The following is a 17,498-nucleotide window of genomic DNA, read 5'->3' on the forward strand; positions in this document are numbered from 1 at the left end:
TGGCCTCTGTCCTGAAAAGGGCAGAGGCTTAATAATTTAAACCAACGAAGTAAATGGTTCTTTCGTTGGCGGATTGCCGGAACTTGTTCCGGTTTAATTTTTCTAAGAACCGGAAATAAGCAAATAAGATGAATCAAAAAATTCGTATCAAATTGCGGTCATTCGATCACAACTTAGTTGACAAATCAGCTGAGAAGATTGTTAAGGCTGTAAAGGCAACAGGAGCCGTTGTTAGCGGTCCAATCCCTTTGCCAACTAAAACAGAGAAGTTCACTGTTTTACGTTCTCCTCACGTTAACAAAAAGTCTCGTGAACAGTTCCAGCTTTGTACTTACAAACGTCTGGTTGACATTTTCTCTACAAGTGCAAAAACTGTTGATGCACTCATGAAGCTTGAATTGCCAAGCGGTGTTGACGTAGAGATCAAAGTTTAGTGATTCTTGCAGACTTATTAAATTAAGTCTTATACATAATTGGATGAAGGTCCGGAATAATTGGAAACCACATCTGAGCTCATTCAGGTAACTATTCGAATGTTTTTTTGTGTTCGATTTATGCCAGAAATTAACTGAGGTCAGATGTTTAGTACATCTGACCTTTTTTGCTGATTATCAGTGAGAAATAATAAAAAACCGCTTTGATATAAAAATTCAAATTTCTATCTTTGCAGTCCGTTTTAAAGAATAGGGTTTTACCTGCTAATTTAAATTAATTACGATGTCTGGTTTAATAGGTAAAAAAATCGGAATGACTAGTTTGTACAATGCTGACGGGCAGGCTCTGGCATGTACTGTGATTCAAGCTGGTCCTTGTGTTGTTACACAAGTTAGGTCCGAGGAAAAGGATGGGTATAAGGCCCTCCAATTAGGTTTTGGCGAGAGAAAGGAGAAAAACTCTACTCAGCCGTTAATAGGTCACTTCAAAAAGGCCGGTACAACTCCAAAGCACAAGCTTGTTGAGTTCAAGGAATTTGAAGTGGAGCATGAACTTGGAACTTCACTATCAGTGCAAGATATCTTTGCAGAAGGTGAATTCGTTGATGTAGTAGGTTCTGCCAAAGGCCGCGGTTTCCAGGGTGTTGTAAAACGTCATGGTTTCGGTGGGGTAGGCGGACAAACACACGGTCAGCATAACCGTGCACGTCACCCAGGTTCGATTGGTGCTTGTTCGTTCCCTTCACGCGTATTTAAAGGCATTCGTATGGGTGGGCGCATGGGTAACAATCGTGTAAAAATTCAGAATTTGCGTATTCTGAAAGTGATACCTGAGCAAAACTTGCTAGTTGTAAGTGGCTCAGTACCGGGTTCAAAGAATTCATTTCTAATCATTGAGAAATAGTACCATGGAACTGTCCGTATTAAATATAAAAGGAGAAGATACCGGCAAGAAGGTAAGTGTGTCTGAAGAAATTTTCGGAATCGAACCTAACGAGCATGCGATCTATCTCGATGTGAAATTGTACTTGGCCAATCAGCGTCAGGGTACACACAAGTCAAAAGAACGTGCTGAGATCAATCACTCAACACGCAAGATCAAGAAACAAAAAGGTACAGGTGGAGCACGTGCAGGTAGCATTAAATCTCCGGTATTCGTAGGTGGTGGTCGTATATTCGGTCCTCGTCCTCGTAACTATACTTTCAAGATCAACAGAAAAGTGAAAACGCTAGCGCGTATTTCTGCTCTTTCTGCGAAAGCGAAAATTGACGCAATATCTGTTTTGGAAGCATTCACATTTGATGCACCAAAAACGAAGTCATATCTGACTGTACTTAATTCACTTTCTTTGGTGAACACAAAAACATTGTTGATCCTTCCTGAGGTTGATAGCAATGTTTACCTGTCAAGCAGAAACATTCCGAAAGCGAAAGTTACTACTGTTGATTTGGTAAATACATATGATCTGATGAATGCAGACCGCCTTTTAATAAGTGAATCTGCTCTGTCTAATTTGGAAACCCTATTAAACAAATAGTGATGAGTGTACTGAAACGACCGATTATAACAGAAAAGGTAACGGCTCAGGGTGGTCAGGGAAAGTATGCCTTTGAAGTAACATTGACTTCTAACAAGGTTGAAATCAAAAAGGCTATCGAGAAACTGTTTGGGGTTACCGTAGAGAGCGTTCATACAATGCGTAGCATTGGTAAAAGCAAATCCCGCACTTCGGGAGGAAAGTTTGTAAGTGGAAAAACGTCAACCATCAAAAAAGCTATCGTTACGGTAGCTGAAGGCGAGGTCATCGACATTTACGGTGAAGCTTAGAATTTTGGTTGATCTATTCAAATCTTAGAAGAGTTTAAGTATAGCAATGGCAGTTAAAAAATTAAAACCGACAAGTGCTGGTCAACGTTTTCGCATGGCTCCTGCTTTTGAGGAGATCACAGCGTCAAAACCTGAAAAGAGCCTATTAGAGCCTGTTAAAAGAACAGGTGGTCGTAATAGCTCCGGACATCGTACCATGCGTCATATAGGTGGTGGTCACAAACGCAGATACCGTGTTATCGATTTCAAAAGAAATCGTTTTGATGCACCAGCAACAGTTCTTACAATTGAATACGATCCAAACCGCTCAGCACGTATCGCACTGGTACAATATGCTGATGACGAAAAAAGATACGTAATCGCTCCAAACGGATTGAAAGTAGGACAAGTAATTGTTTCAGGAAGTTCAGTAGCACCAGAAATGGGAAATGCGCTTCCACTAGGTTCAATGCCAATTGGTACAATTGTTCACAATATTGAATTGACACCTGGTAAAGGTGGTCAGTTTGCAAGAAGCGCAGGAGCTTATGCTCAGCTTGTAGCGCGTGAAGGTAAGTACGCAGTAATTAAAATGCCATCTGGCGAAATGCGTATGATTCTTTCAACTTGTATCGCAACGGTTGGAACAGTTTCCAATTCAAGTCACATGAATGTGAATTACGGTAAAGCAGGCCGTAAACGTTGGTTAGGTCGTCGCCCAAGAGTTCGTGGTGTTGCTATGAACCCAGTCGATCACCCAATGGGTGGTGGTGAAGGCCGCTCATCAGGAGGCCAGCCTAGATCAAGAAACGGACAGTTCTCGAAAGGACTTAAGACTCGTGATCGTAATAAGCATTCTGAGAAATTGATTATCAGCCGTCGTAAAAAATAATAGAATAATATGGCACGCTCATTAAAAAAAGGACCATACATCGACTTTCGTCTGGACATCAAGATTCAGGCGATGAACAGCGCAGCTCGTAAGTCGGTAATAAAGACATGGTCAAGACGCTCAATGATCTCTCCGGATTTTATTGGACATACATTCGCAGTTCACAACGGTAACAAATTTATACCGGTTTATGTAACTGAAAACATGGTAGGACACAAATTAGGAGAATTCTCGCCAACGCGTAATTTCCGTGGTCACACCGCCAAAAAAGATAAAGGTAGAAAATAATTAGTCGACGATAGCTGGGTTTCGTACATCGGAACCAGCCTATATCTGAAAGAACATGGAAGCAAGAGCTATATTAAGAAATGTGCCTACTTCTCCTCGTAAGATGAGATTAGTAGCCGACATGATTCGCGGACAAAAGGTCAGCAAAGCGTTGGCGCTGTTAAAGTTTCAACCAAGAGCTTCTTCACCAATTTTGCACAAAGTTTTACTTTCTGCGGTTGCTAACTGGCAACAATTGAATGAAGATGCAAAGCTGGAAGACGCTGATCTTTATGTTAAAACCGTATTTATTGACGGTGGACGTATGTTGAAGCGTTTGCGCCCTGCACCGCAAGGAAGAGCACACAGAATCCGTAAGCGTTCAAACCACATTACACTTGTGGTTGATGACAAAGCGGAAGTTGCCGCAAGCGTGGAAAACAAAGTAATCACCGAATCATAAGTAAACGATCTATTTCGAATGGGACAAAAGGTTAATCCTATAGGTCTGAGACTAGGAATTGTTAGAGGCTGGGACTCTAGCTGGTATGGAGGAAAAGATTTTTCTGACAAACTTGTTGAAGACGAAAAAATTCGTAACTATATAAAAGCACGTATCCCAAAAGGATCAATCTCTAAAGTAGTTATCGAGCGTACACTGAAACGTATCACGCTTACAATTCACACGGCTCGTCCGGGTATCGTAATTGGTAAAGGTGGTAGTGAAGTTGACAAGATCAAAGAAGAGCTTAAAAAAATCACAGGAAAAGACGTTCAGATTAACATCTACGAAATCAAACGTCCTGAGATTGATGCAAAATTAGTTGGAGAAGCAATCGCACAACAACTACAGGCTCGTATCTCTTACCGTCGTGCAATGAAGCAATCAATCGCTTCTGCTATGCGTGTAGGAACTCAAGGTATCAAAATCCGTCTTGCGGGACGTTTGGGTGGAGCTGAAATGGCTCGTACTGAAGAGTATAAAGAAGGACGTATTCCTCTACATACATTGAGAGCGGATATCGACTATGCAATCTCAGAAGCACAAACTATCTATGGTAAAATAGGTATCAAAGTTTGGATCTTCAAAGGCGAATTGTACGGAAAGCGTGATTTGACTCCAAGTGCTGCAACAGCTGCTGCTGACAGAAGCGACAGAGGAACAGGATCAGGCGGCGGAAACGACCGTAACAAGGATAGAAGAGGCGGACGTGGCGGAAACGAAGGTAACCGTGGCGGAAGTGAAGGCGGCGGAAGCGAAGCGGATCGTCGTAAGAGAAGTAGAAATAAGAAGAAGTAATCAGACATTTTCCGATTTTGTTAAATCGGTTCAAATAGATTAGAATCATGTTACAGCCGAAAAGAACAAAATTTCGCAAGCAACAAAAAAACAAAGGTTCAGAAAAGGGACTAGCCACTCGTGGTGCTGAAATCGCTTTCGGATCTTTCGCAATCAAGTCGCTTGAGCCAGGCTGGCTAACAGCACGTCAGATAGAAGCAGCGCGTATTTCAGTTACACGCGCTATGAAACGTGAAGGCCAGGTGTGGATTCGTGTGTTCCCTGACAAGCCTATTACAAAGAAACCTGCTGAGGTTCGTATGGGTAAAGGAAAAGGAGCTCCTGAGTATTGGGTAGCACCAATCAAGCCGGGAACAATCATCTTCGAAGCAACCGGTGTTCCACTGGAAACTGCTAACGAAGCATTGCGTTTGGCTGCACAAAAGTTGCCAATTAAAACAAAGTTCGTGGTACGTCGGGATTATCAAGAATAGACCAACCCCGAACGTATCTAAGAACGCTAATTATTAAAAGCAATGACTAGTAAAGAAATACAAGACCTGTCGCAGGATCAGCTGAAAGAACAGATCGCACAAGAAAGAGAGCGCTTACTACGATTGAAATTCGCGCACGCTATTTCACCGATCGAAAACCCTTTGCGTATTCGCGCCTCGCGTAAGGAAATTGCAAAACTATTGACCGAACTGTCGGCTAAATCTAACCAACAGTAAATCAGTTTAAGAAATTATGGAGGCAACAGAAAGAAATTTACGGAAAGAAAGAGTCGGTAAAGTAGTGAGCAACAAAATGGAGAAATCCTGTGTGATCACTGTTGAACGTAAAGTTAAGCACGAGAAATACGGTAAGTTTATGACTAAAACTACCAAATTGATGGTGCATGACGAAAATAACCAGGTAGGTATCGGTGATACTATCAAAGTTATGGAAACCCGTCCGCTTAGTAAGAATAAGCGTTGGAGATTAATTGAAATCCTTGAAAAAGCTAAGTAACAAATGGTACAGCAAGAATCAAGACTGTCGGTAGCAGACAACAGTGGAGCGAAGGAAGTACTCGTAATTCGTGTACTTGGCGGAACTGGCAAACGCTATGCTTCAGTAGGCGATAAGATCGTCGTAACAGTAAAATCTGCTCTTTCTTCGAGCAGCATGAAAAAAGGAACGGTTTCAAAAGCCGTGGTTGTACGGACTAAAAAGGAAGTACGCCGCAAGGATGGTACATACATTCGCTTTGAAGATAATGCAGCCGTTTTACTTAACAACAACGACGAACCACGTGGCTCACGTATCTTCGGTCCAGTAGCGCGTGAATTGCGTGAAAAACAATTTATGAAGATTGTTTCCCTGGCACCGGAAGTGTTGTAAGAAATAAAAACAAAAGTATTTCTTTAGAACCGATAAGAGAATACCTCAAATGGAAAGCAAAAATAAAAACCTACCCGCTAAATTGCACATACGCAAAGGAGATACTGTTAAAGTAATTTCTGGTAATGCGAAAGGTGAAACAGGGGTTATTAAAAGTGTGCTTATTGAGAAATCAAGAGCAACTGTGGAAGGTGTTAATTTGATTACGAAACACGTAAAACCAAATGCACAAAACCCACAGGGAAGCATCGAAAAACGTGAAGGCGCTATTCATATCAGCAACCTGATGGTTATCGATCCTAAGACTGGCGAAGCGACCCGTACAGGCCGTAAAGCAAACGATAAAGGAAAGTTACAGCGGTTCTCTAAAAAATCAGGAGACTTTATATAAGTCTTCTGGTTTCAGGACCATCTGTTAGTTTTATATACGAAGCGCGTGGGTCGGTAATCCACATAATTAACTCAGAAAAATGGCACAGCCAAGATTAAAAGAAAAGTACGTTGGTGAAGTAGTTTCCCAACTGAAAGAAAAGTTCGAGTACAAGTCAGTAATGCAAGTACCTCGCTTGACAAAAATCGTGATCAACAAAGGTATCGGCGCAGCTGTATCTGACAAGAAATTGGTTGATACAGGAGTTGAAGAGCTAGGATTGATTACTGGACAGAAAGCAATTGCTACCATTTCTAAAAAGGCGGTTTCCAACTTTAAGTTGCGTGAAAACATGCCGATTGGTGCAAAAGTTACACTACGCGGAGATCGTATGTACGAATTCCTTGACCGTTTGACTTCTATCGCGATGCCTCGTGTACGTGATTTCAAAGGAATCAGCGACAAAGGTTTCGACGGTCGTGGAAATTATACTTTTGGTGTGAAGGAACAAATCATCTTCCCTGAAATCTCTATCGAAAAGGTAAACAAGATTACAGGTATGGATATCACATTTGTTACATCAACAAATTCTGACGAAGAAAGTTATGAATTGTTGAAAGCACTGGGTATGCCTTTCACAAATGCGAACAATAAAGGATAATTCTTAAGATTAAGATATTTACCGACAATGGCAAAAGAATCAGTAAAAGCACGGGAAAGAAAAAGACAAGCATTAGTAGCTCGTTATGCTGAAAAGCGTAAAACGTTAAAAGCTGCTGAGGATTGGGTTGGCCTAGATAAATTACCCCGTAACTCATCGCCTGTACGTTTGCACAATCGTTGCAAAATCACAGGAAGACCTCGTGGATATATGCGCAAATTCGGAATCTCAAGAGTTCTGTTCCGGGAAATGGCCTCAGATGGTAAAATTCCGGGTGTTACAAAATCAAGTTGGTAGGAATACTTTCAATTCTGATTTCAATTACTTAACTTTGCACTCCCGTTTTAAGGGAGTGTTTAAACTAGGCATAAAAAATGTTAACGGATCCCATAGCAGATTATCTGACGAGACTCAGAAACGCCATCAAAGCGAAGCACAGGGTTGTTGAGATACCTGCATCCAACATAAAAAAAGAAATAACGAAGGTACTTTTTGATAAAGGGTATATCCAGAGTTATAAATTTGACGAAGTCGGCCCACAGGGTGTAATCAAGATAGCCTTGAAATACAATCCTGTTACTAAACAAAATGCAATTGTTAAATTGCAGAGAGTTAGTAAGCCTGGGTTACGCAAGTACTCCGGGACATCTACACTACCTCGCGTTTTGGGTGGTCTTGGAACTGTAATTATCTCTACATCGAAAGGTGTTATGACAGATAAGGAAGCCAAAACACTTAATGTAGGTGGAGAGGTGTTATGTTTCGTGTACTAATATTTTAAAGTTATTCAGGAAATGTCACGAATAGGAAATAAATTAATCACTATACCAGCAGGAGTAACGATCTCAGTATCGGACGACAACCTGGTATCAGTTAAAGGTCCAAAAGGAACACTTACCCAAGCTGTTGACTCCGATATCGCAATCGAAATCGAAGGAACTGAATTGAAAGTAGTGCGCCCTAGCGAACAAAAACGCCACAAGGCTTTGCACGGATTGTACCGCTCCCTAATTAACAACATGGTAATTGGTGTTGAGACAGGTTACAAGAAGGAAATGGAAATCATCGGTGTAGGTTACAAAGCCAGTGCCGTTGGTAATGTTTTAGAATTGCAATTGGGTTATTCACATAATATCTTTATGTCGATCCCTGAGGAACTAAAACTTACAACCACTTCCGAAAAGGGTCAGAATCCAAAAGTAATTTTGGAGGGAATTGACAAGGAATTGATAGGTTCTGTTGCTGCTAAAATTAAGTCTCTACGTAAAGTAGAACCTTATAAAGGTAAGGGTATTCGTTTTGTTGGTGAAATCGTTCGCCGCAAAGCTGGTAAGTCTGCTAAGAAATAGTGCGTAGCCACAGGATGATTTTGTTAACTAAGTTTAGATAAGATTTAAAATGGCTACCTCAAAAGTAGATAGAAGACAACGCCTTAAATATCACATCCGTAAGAAAGTGAAAGGTAGTGCTGAACGTCCCCGTCTTTCGGTTTTCCGTTCAAACACTAGCATCTATGCTCAAATCATTGATGATATTCAAGGAGTAACCCTGGTAAGTGCTTCGACGCTTGACCTTGGTGAAAGAAAAGAAAGCTCTAACGTAGAGGCAGCTCTGCAGGTTGGAAAGAAGATTGCCGAAAAGGCGCAGGCAGCAGGTATTCTTGCGGTGGTATTTGACCGTAACGGATATTTGTACCATGGTAAAGTTAAAGCATTGGCCGAAGGAGCTCGCGAGGGTGGCCTGAAATTCTAAGAATAAGCAAAGACTATGTCTACAAATACAAAACCTTCAAAGGTTAACGAATCGGATCTGAAAGAACGCGTTGTAGCGATCAATCGGGTTGCAAAAGTAGTAAAAGGCGGTCGTCGTTTTAGTTTCTCTGCCATCGTGGTTGTGGGTGACGGAAAAGGTGTGGTAGGTCATGGACTAGGTAAAGCAAATGAAGTAACAGATGCTATTGCCAAAGGAATTGACGATGCTAAAAAGAATTTGATTCAAATTCCTATGTTGAAAAACACTGTTCCTCATGCGATGGAAGGTAAATTCAGCGGCGGGTTTGTTTTGATCAAGCCAGCAGCTCCTGGTACAGGAGTACTTGCAGGTGGTCCTATGCGCGCCGTTCTTGAAAGTGCCGGTATCAAAGACGTACTTGCTAAGTCAAAAGGTTCTTCGAATCCGCACAACGTTATTAAAGCGACAATTGACGCTCTTCTGAAAATGAGAGCACCTCATCAGGTTGCTTTCCAACGTGGAGTTAAATTGGACAAAGTATTCAACGGATAATCCTTTAGGGGATTATCCTTTATCTGAGAGTAATTATGTCAAGAGTACGTATTACACAAGTTAAAAGTGTTATCGATCGTCCGGAGAGACAAAAGTTAACTATCAAGGCTCTAGGCTTAGGTAAGATTAACCGTTCGGTTGAGCAGGAAAATACCGACGCCATCGCGGGTATGATCCGTAAGGTGAGTCACTTAGTTACAGTTGAAGAAATTTAATAAATACGAAAAGTATGAATCTTAGTTCATTAAAACCGGCAGCTGGATCCGTTAAGATCGGAAAACGTGTCGGACGTGGTCAGGGATCCGGATTAGGCGGAACTTCTGCACGTGGACATAAAGGAGCCCAGTCTCGTTCTGGTTATAGCCGTAAGGTAGGTTTTGAAGGTGGTCAGATGCCTCTTCAACGTCGTTTGCCTAAATTCGGTTTTAACAACATTAACAGAGTTGAGTATAAAGCATTGAATCTTGATGCGATACAGGCTCTTGTTGAAAAAACGAATGCTACTGTTGTAACACTTGACTTGATCCGTGAAAACGGACTTTGCGCGAAAAAAGACCTTGTTAAGATCCTTAACCGCGGCGAAATTAAAGCTGCTGTTGAAGTTCAGGCAAATGGTTTTTCTTCCTCTGCAATCGAGGCAATTGAGAAAGCAGGTGGTAAAGCCGTTAAATTGTAACCTTGTTGGTTCAGTTCTAAACCGTGTATGTTTGATTATCGAACAGATAATGTAAGCCCCATAACATGAAACGATTTTTTGAGACGATAAAACATATATTTTCGATTGAGGAGTTGAGAACAAGAATTCTCAACACTCTTTTGTTTATAACAATATTCCGTTTAGGGTCTTATGTAGCTTTGCCTGGTGTAGAACCGGATCAGATGAATTTTTCGTCTCAGGGTTTATTAGGTCTTCTTGATACCTTCTTAGGTGGAGCTTTTAGTAAAGCCTCCATCTTTGCTTTGGGTATCATGCCTTACATTTCTGCTTCCATTGCTATCCAACTTCTGACAATGGCACTGCCATATTTCCAGAAGATGCAAAAAGAAGGAGAATCAGGGCGCAAGAAGTTAAATCAAATTACAAGGGTTCTAACGATTGTTGTTACATTAGTTCAGGGAACTGCTTATTTGAATACCACTGTGCCTGATGAAGCTTTATTGGTTTCTCGGAGCCTGTTCTCAGTATCCTCTGTTTTCGTTCTTGCAGCCGGAACAATGTTCTGTATGTGGCTTGGGGAGCGTATCACGGATAAAGGAGTTGGAAACGGTATCTCAATGTTGATTATGATTGGTATTGTATCCCGTTTCCCGGGTGCGATTCTTAAAGAATTTTCTTCAAGAGGAAGTGGAGGGATATTGCTTTTCGTTTTGGAAATTGTAGCCTTGTATTTTGTAATTATGGGTGCTGTAATGTTAACGCAGGCAGTACGCCGTATACCTATACAATATGCAAAACAGGTAGTTGGTAACCGGGTTATGGGTGGCCAGCGTCAATACCTGCCATTGAAGCTGAATGCAGCGGGTGTTATGCCGATTATCTTCGCACAGGCACTTATGTTTATTCCTTCTTTGGGCGCTTCGTATTTTGCAGAAAAAAGCGACTTTGCAAGCAACGTTGCTACGATTTTTGCGAACTATACAACGTGGCAATACAATCTGTTGTTTGCTTTCCTTATTATCGTTTTCACATTCTTCTACACTGCAATCTCGGTTAACCCGCAGCAAATTGCAGATGATATGAAAAGAGGAGGCGGTTTTATCCCGGGTGTTAAACCTGGTCAGCAGACTTCGGAATATATCAGTTCTGTATTAGACCGTATTACTTTCCCAGGTGCAATTATGCTTGCCATTGTTGCTACGCTACCAGCGTTCGCAAGTCTTGCAGGTGTATCTACCGACTTCGCTCACTTCTTCGGAGGAACATCATTACTGATTATGGTTGGTGTTGTTTTGGATACGTTGCAGCAGGTTGAAAGTTACCTTCTGATGCGTAGGTATGAAGGTCTTATGAAATCGGGACGTGTAAAAGGTAGAACTGAAAGTGTTGCTATCTGATTTGTAAATGATCTATTTGAAAACAGAGGAGGAAATAAACCTCATCAAGCAAAGTGCCCAGGTTTTGGGTAAGGCACATGCCGAAGTTGCCCAATGGGTAAAGCCAGGTATCACCACCAAGAAACTGGATATTATTGCTGAGGATTATATCAGAAGCTACGGAGGTATCCCCTCGTTTAAAGGTTTTAATAATTTCCCTGCTTCTCTTTGTATGTCTGTTAATGAAGTTGTAGTACACGGAATTCCGGGCAACTATGAACTAAAAGACGGAGACATTGTTTCAATTGATTGTGGTGTTAAGCTAAACGGATTTCACAGCGACAGTGCTTACACTTATCCTGTGGGTGAAGTATCCAAAGAGGTAATGGATCTTTTAACTGCTACCAAGAAGTCTCTTTATAAAGGCATCGAGCAGGCAGTTGACGGATTAAGAATAGGTGATATCGGTTACGCGGTACAGCATTATTGTGAAGAAAGAGGTTACACCGTTGTTCGCGAACTTGTAGGCCATGGCGTTGGAAGAGAACTACATGAAAGCCCGGAGGTTCCTAACTACGGAAAACGAGGTAAAGGATTGCGGTTAAAAGAAGGGATGGTTTTGGCTATCGAACCGATGATTAACTTAGGAACTAAGTCTGTCATGCAGGAAAAAGATGGTTGGACGATCAGGACGACAGACCGCAAGTACTCAGCTCACTTTGAACACACAGTTGTAGTACGTAAAGGAAAAGCCGAAATTCTTACCACTTTTGATTATATAGAACAAGTCACGGCGAATACCAGCCTAATGGTTGAAGTAAAGTAATAAAAGCTACGAATGGCAAAACAAGCATCAATTGAACAAGACGGAGTAATTTTAGAAGCGCTCTCTAATGCAATGTTTCGTGTAGTATTGGAAAATAAGCACGAGGTTATCGCACACATTTCAGGTAAAATGAGGATGCACTATATTAAAATTTTACCTGGTGACCGTGTAAAGCTTGAAATGTCTCCATACGACTTATCGAAAGCTAGAATTGTATATCGATACAAATAAGCTAAGAGTTTGAATAGATTGGTTTAGGAAATAACTAATAAGTAAGATGAAAGTTAAAGCATCAGTTAAAAAACGCAGTGTAGACTGCAAAGTCATACGCCGGAAGGGTAAGGTCTACGTAATAAATAAGAAGAACCCACGGTATAAACAAAGACAAGGTTAATAAATTATGGCACGTATTTCAGGAGTTGATATCCCCGACCGTAAAAGAGGCGAAATTGCCTTAACTTACATTTTTGGAATTGGTCGCAGTACTGCGAAGAAAATTCTGGACAAAGCAGGTGTGGATCTGGATAAAAAGGTACTTGACTGGACAGATGAAGAGTCAGGGGCTATTCGTTCTGTGATTGCAGGCGAATATAAAGTTGAGGGAGCACTAAAGTCGGAGGTTCAATTGAGTATCAAACGCTTAATGGATATTGCTTGTTACCGTGGCCTTCGTCATCGTAAAGGATTGCCATTGCGCGGACAAAGAACGAAGAATAACTCTCGTACTCGTAAGGGTAAACGCAAGACAATCGCGAACAAGAAAAAGGCTACTAAATAAACAATGAGTGTGGTGTAACAGCCACATCTTATTCCATAAGCAATGGCACAAAATAAAAGAAAAGACAAGGCAAAAAAGAGAGTGGTTGTAGTAGAGTCGGTGGGTCAGGTACACATCAGAGCTTCTTTCAACAACATCATTATCTCTATCACTAACAGCAATGGACAGGTGATCTCATGGGCTTCGGCCGGTAAAATGGGATTCCGTGGTTCTAAGAAGAACACTCCTTACGCAGCTCAGACTGCGGCACAAAACTGTGCTCAGGTAGCGTTTGACCTTGGAATGCGTAAAGCTGAAATTTTTGTTAAAGGACCTGGTTCAGGTCGTGAGTCGGCAATTCGTACGATTCAAAATGCAGGAATTGAAGTAACCACAATCCGTGATATTACTCCACTTCCTCACAACGGATGTCGTCCTCCGAAAAGAAGAAGAGTTTAGTTTATTTTTTATATCAATGATTCCTTCATTCGTAATTTGGACACTGGGGTTACAGAATGGTTATCATTAACTTTACAAACAATTAGTATCAAATGGCTCGTTACACAGGTCCCAAATCCAAGATTGCAAGACGCTACGGAGAACCTATCTTAGGCCCAAGTAAGGCACTTGCAAAGAAAAATTACCCTCCCGGAGTACACGGAAAGGGTCGTCGTTCCAAAAAATCGGAATACGCTTTACAGTTAATGGAAAAGCAAAAAGTTAAGTTCATCTACGGTATTCTTGAAAGACAGTTTCGTAATCTATTCGAAAAAGCGTCTGTAAAAGAAGGTCTTACCGGTGAAAACTTACTTCGTTTCTGCGAAGCCCGTCTTGATAACACTGTTTATCGTTTAGGTATTGCTCCTACAAGACGTGCAGCTCGTCAGTTGGTTTCTCACAAACACATCCTTGTTGACGGAGAACTAGTTAATATTCCTTCGTATTCTTTGCGTCCTGGACAAGTTGTTACAGTTCGTGAAAAATCTAAATCTCTTGAAGCTGTTACGGATAGCTTGGCTGGCCACAGTTCTAAAGGTTTCAACTGGTTGGAATGGAATGGACAAGAGCTTTCAGGTAAGTTTGTAACTTTCCCTGACCGCGAACAAATTCCTGAAAATATCAACGAGCAACTTATCGTTGAGTTGTACTCGAAATAATAATAATCTTCAAAATTTTATGAGCACGCTTCATTTTTGGAGCGTGCTTGTAGCCGAAAAACGGCAATATTTGCGATCGCAAAGGTAACGGTAGCGTGATCAACTATCATTTACTACTATAAAAGGAGCAAGGACTATGTCAATATTAGCTTTCCAAATGCCTGATAAGGTCGTCATGGAAAAAGCAGACGACTTTCACGGGTTGTTTGAGTTTAAGCCTTTAGAGAAAGGGTATGGCGTAACAATCGGTAATGCGTTACGCAGGATTCTACTTTCATCTTTGGAAGGCTATGCCATCACGAGCGTGAAGTTCCCTGGGGTGCTTCATGAATTTTCGTCCATTGAAGGTATTGTTGAGGATGTAACAGAAATCATCCTGAACCTTAAAATGGTTCGATTTAAAAAAGTATCGGATTTAAACGAAAGCAGAATTGTTGTTAACCTTAAAAATGTTTCGGTGATTACTGCCGGTGACATCAGCAAGTTTACCAGCGCTTTCGAAGTTTTAAATCCTGATCAAGTAATTTGTCACATTGACGACAACAAGGAGTTCGAAATGGAACTTTTGTTGGATAAAGGAAGAGGATACGTTCCTGCGGATGAGCCAAGAGCAAATGAATTGCCTTTCGGATACATTGCAATGGACTCGATCTATACGCCGATTAAAAACGTAAAATACAGCGTTGAAAACACCCGTGTTGAACAACGTACCGATTACGAACGCCTTTTGATAGATATTCAGACTGACGGGTCAATCCACCCTGAAGATGCTCTTAAAGGAGCTGCGAATATCTTGATTCAACACTTTATGCTATTCTCTGATCAGACGATGACGTTTGAGAAACAGAAGGCTGAAGAAGATAACCAGGTTGATGAAGAAATGTTGCGTATGAGGAAATTGCTTAAAACTTCATTGTCTGAATTGGATCTTTCAGTTCGTGCATACAACTGTTTGAAATCAGCAGACGTGAAATCTTTGGGTGATCTAGTGAGACTTGAAATTTCGGACATGATGAAGTTCCGTAACTTCGGTAAAAAATCGCTAACAGAGTTGGAGCAACTTGTTGCTGACAAACAACTCGTATTTGGAATGGATGTTGCCAAATATCGTTTGGACGAAGAATAAAATAAATTCCATAATAAGTCTGTATTCTGTAGCGCGTAGCAATGCGCAGCTCGAAGCAACTAAACAAAAACAAAATGAGACACGGAAGAAAAGTAAATCACCTGGGAAGAACGCATTCACACAGAAAAGCAATGCTTTCGAATATGGCTTCCTCGTTGATTCTTCACAAGAGAATTGAAACAACGCTTGCAAAAGCGAAAGAACTTAAAAAGTTTGTTGAGCCTTTGTTGACTCGTGCAAAAGAAGATACTACACACAATCGTCGTATCGCTTTTGGTTATTTGAACGACAAAGAATCAGTTAAAGAACTTTTCGGAACTGTTTCAGACAAGATTGCAGATCGTCCAGGTGGTTATACTCGTATCATCAAATTGGGAAACCGTTTGGGTGATGCTGCTGAGGTAGCTTTAATGGAGCTTGTAGATTTCAACGACGCATTACTTCTTGCTAACGCAGATAAGCCTGTGAAAACTCGTCGTAGCCGTCGTGGTGGTAAAAAAGAAGGATCGGAAGAAACTGCTAAGCCTGTGGCAGCTGCTGCAAGCAAAGAGGCTCCGGTTGCTGAAGGTGATGATCTTGCTAAAATTGAAGGTATCGGCCCGAAAATTGCTGATGTTCTTAACGCAGCCGGAATCACAACCTTTGCTCTTTTGGCATCTTCTACATCAGAAGCTATCCGCGAAATCCTTGATAACGCAGGTAACCAATATGCAATTCATAACCCAGAAACATGGCCTGCACAAGCACAACTTGCTGCTGACGGTAAATGGGATGAATTAAAGACTTTGCAAGATGAATTAATCGGAGGTCGCGACAGTGAATAAGATTACGTTCATATTGTAATAAGTTTATTGAAAAAGGGTTGAACGTTTTCGTTTAACCCTTTTTTATGACTGAAATTATATAATTTTGCAGCGCGGAATTTTAAAACATAAACAGCTGCCTATTTCTCACTGTTAGAATTGAACTGGTTTAACCGTGAGAATGTTACAAATAGCAAATCGATTTAACCATATATGAATCAAAAAAAAGAGGCTTTATTACTGCTGGAAGACGGAACAGCATATAGAGGGTTAGCTTTGGGGATAGACGGCACAACCGGTGGCGAGATCTGCTTTAACACCGGAATGACGGGGTATCAGGAAATTTATACTGACCCTTCCTATTTTGGACAAATCATAGTGAACACCAATTCTCATATTGGAAATTACGGTGTTCAGCTGGAAGACGAGGAAGAATCAAGTTCGGTTAAGATCAGAGGGATGGTGTGTAACACTTTCTCAACAATTTACTCTCGCAGCACTGCGGATTTCTCTTTGCAGGAGTATTTCGAAAGAGCCAAGATCGTAGGGGTAAGCAATGTAGATACAAGACACATTGTGCGCCACGTACGTGAAAAAGGAGTTATGAATGCCATTATTTCATCTCAGATTCTGGATGAAAAAGAGTTGATGGATGAATTACATAAAGTGCCTTCTATGGACGGACTGGAATTATCTTCGCAGGTGACGACAGATAGCCCATACTTTATGGGTGCTGAAACCGGCAGCAAGTGGAGAATTGCAGTAATGGATTACGGTATCAAAAAGAGCATTTTGAATAACCTTACGCAGCGCGGATGTTATTGCAAAGTGTTCCCTGCTAAAACTTCTTTCAAAGAAGTGATGGACTGGAACCCTGACGGATTCTTTATCTCGAACGGTCCGGGCGATCCTTCTGCGATGCCTTATGCTGTGGAAACAGTAAGTGAAATGGTGAAAACAGGCAAGCCGTTGTTCGGTATCTGCCTTGGTCACCAGTTGCTGGCATTGTCAAGCGGTATCAATACGTATAAAATGCACCACGGACACCGCGGCTTGAACCACCCTGTTAAAAACCTGATCACAGGTTTGTGCGAGGTGACTTCTCAAAACCACGGCTTTGCTGTAAATCCGGATGAAATTGAAAACCATCCTGACGTGGAGATTACGCACGTGAACCTGAATGATAAAACGATTGAAGGAATTCGTCGTAAGGATTATCCGGCATTCTCGGTGCAGTATCACCCGGAAGCATCGCCAGGTCCGCACGATTCACGGTACTTGTTCGATGATTTTACGAAGCTATTGGCGGAAGTATAGGTCGGAGTATATAGACAACAAGAAGAGGGTGTCTCAAAACTATGGTGAGGCACCCTCTTTATTTTATGTGAATAATTTCTGGAAAAGTGAGTTTGGGTTTAT

General features: G+C 41.3%; 31 protein-coding genes. All 31 read left to right on the forward strand.

All coding sequences use genetic code 11. The features are described 5' to 3' along the window. Positions 1 to 128: 128 nt before the first annotated feature. The 31 genes from rpsJ to carA all read left to right on the forward strand — a co-directional run bounded on the left by rpsJ (position 129) and on the right by carA (position 17,396). Positions 129 to 434 (forward strand): 30S ribosomal protein S10, encoded by a 306-nt coding sequence (gene rpsJ / locus M1L62_RS27125; protein ID WP_015813787.1) that lies wholly within the window; start codon positions 129 to 131, stop codon positions 432 to 434. 283 nt (positions 435 to 717) lie between these two features. After that, a complete protein-coding gene (gene rplC / locus M1L62_RS27130) occupies positions 718 to 1,338 on the forward strand; it encodes a 50S ribosomal protein L3 (RefSeq protein ID WP_254562798.1) in 621 nt (206 codons plus the stop codon). Positions 1,339 to 1,342: 4 nt separating this feature from the next. Further along, positions 1,343 to 1,972: a 50S ribosomal protein L4 gene (rplD, locus tag M1L62_RS27135; protein ID WP_254562799.1), complete on the forward strand. Its 630-nt coding sequence runs from the start codon at positions 1,343 to 1,345 to the stop codon at positions 1,970 to 1,972. Positions 1,973 to 1,974: 2 nt separating this feature from the next. After that, positions 1,975 to 2,262 carry a 50S ribosomal protein L23 gene (gene rplW / locus M1L62_RS27140; RefSeq protein ID WP_254562800.1) on the forward strand — a complete coding sequence of 96 codons (288 nt, stop codon included), beginning with the start codon at positions 1,975 to 1,977 and terminating at the stop codon, positions 2,260 to 2,262. Positions 2,263 to 2,308: 46 nt separating this feature from the next. Next, on the forward strand, positions 2,309 to 3,133 hold the full coding sequence (rplB, locus tag M1L62_RS27145) for a 50S ribosomal protein L2 (RefSeq protein ID WP_090341157.1): 825 nt from the start codon (positions 2,309 to 2,311) through the stop codon (positions 3,131 to 3,133). Between the two features lie 9 nt (positions 3,134 to 3,142). After that, positions 3,143 to 3,421: a 30S ribosomal protein S19 gene (gene rpsS / locus M1L62_RS27150; protein WP_090341161.1), complete on the forward strand. Its 279-nt coding sequence runs from the start codon at positions 3,143 to 3,145 to the stop codon at positions 3,419 to 3,421. A gap of 55 nt (positions 3,422 to 3,476) precedes the next feature. Continuing rightward, positions 3,477 to 3,863: a 50S ribosomal protein L22 gene (gene rplV, locus M1L62_RS27155; protein WP_194123667.1), complete on the forward strand. Its 387-nt coding sequence runs from the start codon at positions 3,477 to 3,479 to the stop codon at positions 3,861 to 3,863. A gap of 18 nt (positions 3,864 to 3,881) precedes the next feature. Next, entirely contained in the window at positions 3,882 to 4,700 is an 819-nt protein-coding gene (rpsC, locus tag M1L62_RS27160; protein ID WP_254562801.1) for a 30S ribosomal protein S3, read from the forward strand. Positions 4,701 to 4,747: 47 nt separating this feature from the next. Then, positions 4,748 to 5,173, forward strand: a complete 426-nt coding sequence (rplP, locus tag M1L62_RS27165) for a 50S ribosomal protein L16 (protein WP_159469515.1) — start codon at positions 4,748 to 4,750, stop codon at positions 5,171 to 5,173. A 42-nt stretch (positions 5,174 to 5,215) separates the two neighbouring features. Further along, positions 5,216 to 5,410 carry a 50S ribosomal protein L29 gene (gene rpmC / locus M1L62_RS27170; protein ID WP_254562802.1) on the forward strand — a complete coding sequence of 65 codons (195 nt, stop codon included), beginning with the start codon at positions 5,216 to 5,218 and terminating at the stop codon, positions 5,408 to 5,410. A gap of 16 nt (positions 5,411 to 5,426) precedes the next feature. Then, on the forward strand, positions 5,427 to 5,690 hold the full coding sequence (gene rpsQ, locus M1L62_RS27175; RefSeq protein ID WP_090341174.1) for a 30S ribosomal protein S17: 264 nt from the start codon (positions 5,427 to 5,429) through the stop codon (positions 5,688 to 5,690). 3 nt (positions 5,691 to 5,693) lie between these two features. Then, the gene (rplN, locus tag M1L62_RS27180) at positions 5,694 to 6,062 is read left to right on the forward strand and encodes a 50S ribosomal protein L14 (protein WP_090341176.1); all 369 of its coding nucleotides are present in this window, start codon (positions 5,694 to 5,696) and stop codon (positions 6,060 to 6,062) included. A 49-nt stretch (positions 6,063 to 6,111) separates the two neighbouring features. Continuing rightward, positions 6,112 to 6,453, forward strand: coding sequence for a 50S ribosomal protein L24 (gene rplX, locus M1L62_RS27185; protein ID WP_254562803.1), 342 nt, complete (start codon positions 6,112 to 6,114; stop codon positions 6,451 to 6,453). Positions 6,454 to 6,532: 79 nt separating this feature from the next. Further along, a complete protein-coding gene (gene rplE, locus M1L62_RS27190) occupies positions 6,533 to 7,093 on the forward strand; it encodes a 50S ribosomal protein L5 (protein WP_254562804.1) in 561 nt (186 codons plus the stop codon). 27 nt (positions 7,094 to 7,120) lie between these two features. Continuing rightward, positions 7,121 to 7,390: a 30S ribosomal protein S14 gene (gene rpsN, locus M1L62_RS27195; RefSeq protein ID WP_090341179.1), complete on the forward strand. Its 270-nt coding sequence runs from the start codon at positions 7,121 to 7,123 to the stop codon at positions 7,388 to 7,390. Between the two features lie 77 nt (positions 7,391 to 7,467). Continuing rightward, on the forward strand, positions 7,468 to 7,866 hold the full coding sequence (rpsH, locus tag M1L62_RS27200; protein ID WP_090341180.1) for a 30S ribosomal protein S8: 399 nt from the start codon (positions 7,468 to 7,470) through the stop codon (positions 7,864 to 7,866). Positions 7,867 to 7,887: 21 nt separating this feature from the next. Continuing rightward, a complete protein-coding gene (gene rplF, locus M1L62_RS27205) occupies positions 7,888 to 8,442 on the forward strand; it encodes a 50S ribosomal protein L6 (RefSeq protein WP_254562805.1) in 555 nt (184 codons plus the stop codon). 49 nt (positions 8,443 to 8,491) lie between these two features. After that, positions 8,492 to 8,845, forward strand: a complete 354-nt coding sequence (gene rplR, locus M1L62_RS27210) for a 50S ribosomal protein L18 (protein ID WP_254562806.1) — start codon at positions 8,492 to 8,494, stop codon at positions 8,843 to 8,845. 15 nt (positions 8,846 to 8,860) lie between these two features. Then, positions 8,861 to 9,376, forward strand: coding sequence for a 30S ribosomal protein S5 (rpsE, locus tag M1L62_RS27215; protein WP_090341189.1), 516 nt, complete (start codon positions 8,861 to 8,863; stop codon positions 9,374 to 9,376). A 35-nt stretch (positions 9,377 to 9,411) separates the two neighbouring features. After that, positions 9,412 to 9,591 (forward strand): 50S ribosomal protein L30, encoded by a 180-nt coding sequence (gene rpmD, locus M1L62_RS27220; RefSeq protein WP_256527779.1) that lies wholly within the window; start codon positions 9,412 to 9,414, stop codon positions 9,589 to 9,591. Between the two features lie 14 nt (positions 9,592 to 9,605). Continuing rightward, entirely contained in the window at positions 9,606 to 10,052 is a 447-nt protein-coding gene (gene rplO, locus M1L62_RS27225; RefSeq protein ID WP_254562807.1) for a 50S ribosomal protein L15, read from the forward strand. A gap of 65 nt (positions 10,053 to 10,117) precedes the next feature. Further along, positions 10,118 to 11,431, forward strand: coding sequence for a preprotein translocase subunit SecY (gene secY, locus M1L62_RS27230; RefSeq protein ID WP_254562808.1), 1,314 nt, complete (start codon positions 10,118 to 10,120; stop codon positions 11,429 to 11,431). 7 nt (positions 11,432 to 11,438) lie between these two features. Beyond that, entirely contained in the window at positions 11,439 to 12,236 is a 798-nt protein-coding gene (map, locus tag M1L62_RS27235; protein ID WP_254562809.1) for a type I methionyl aminopeptidase, read from the forward strand. A gap of 12 nt (positions 12,237 to 12,248) precedes the next feature. Further along, positions 12,249 to 12,467, forward strand: a complete 219-nt coding sequence (gene infA / locus M1L62_RS27240; protein WP_090341195.1) for a translation initiation factor IF-1 — start codon at positions 12,249 to 12,251, stop codon at positions 12,465 to 12,467. A gap of 46 nt (positions 12,468 to 12,513) precedes the next feature. Then, a complete protein-coding gene (gene rpmJ, locus M1L62_RS27245; protein ID WP_090341197.1) occupies positions 12,514 to 12,630 on the forward strand; it encodes a 50S ribosomal protein L36 in 117 nt (38 codons plus the stop codon). 6 nt (positions 12,631 to 12,636) lie between these two features. Continuing rightward, the gene (gene rpsM / locus M1L62_RS27250; RefSeq protein ID WP_090341200.1) at positions 12,637 to 13,014 is read left to right on the forward strand and encodes a 30S ribosomal protein S13; all 378 of its coding nucleotides are present in this window, start codon (positions 12,637 to 12,639) and stop codon (positions 13,012 to 13,014) included. 42 nt (positions 13,015 to 13,056) lie between these two features. Further along, entirely contained in the window at positions 13,057 to 13,452 is a 396-nt protein-coding gene (gene rpsK, locus M1L62_RS27255) for a 30S ribosomal protein S11 (RefSeq protein ID WP_159469528.1), read from the forward strand. Between the two features lie 92 nt (positions 13,453 to 13,544). After that, positions 13,545 to 14,150, forward strand: coding sequence for a 30S ribosomal protein S4 (rpsD, locus tag M1L62_RS27260; protein ID WP_254562810.1), 606 nt, complete (start codon positions 13,545 to 13,547; stop codon positions 14,148 to 14,150). A 136-nt stretch (positions 14,151 to 14,286) separates the two neighbouring features. Further along, positions 14,287 to 15,276, forward strand: coding sequence for a DNA-directed RNA polymerase subunit alpha (locus tag M1L62_RS27265; RefSeq protein ID WP_090341206.1), 990 nt, complete (start codon positions 14,287 to 14,289; stop codon positions 15,274 to 15,276). A gap of 74 nt (positions 15,277 to 15,350) precedes the next feature. After that, positions 15,351 to 16,100, forward strand: coding sequence for a 50S ribosomal protein L17 (gene rplQ / locus M1L62_RS27270; RefSeq protein WP_254562811.1), 750 nt, complete (start codon positions 15,351 to 15,353; stop codon positions 16,098 to 16,100). A gap of 192 nt (positions 16,101 to 16,292) precedes the next feature. Further along, a complete protein-coding gene (gene carA / locus M1L62_RS27275; protein WP_254562812.1) occupies positions 16,293 to 17,396 on the forward strand; it encodes a glutamine-hydrolyzing carbamoyl-phosphate synthase small subunit in 1,104 nt (367 codons plus the stop codon). Positions 17,397 to 17,498: the final 102 nt, after the last annotated feature.

This window comes from Dyadobacter diqingensis (assembly GCF_024220585.1).
Classification (GTDB): Bacteria; Bacteroidota; Bacteroidia; order Cytophagales; family Spirosomataceae; genus Dyadobacter; species Dyadobacter diqingensis.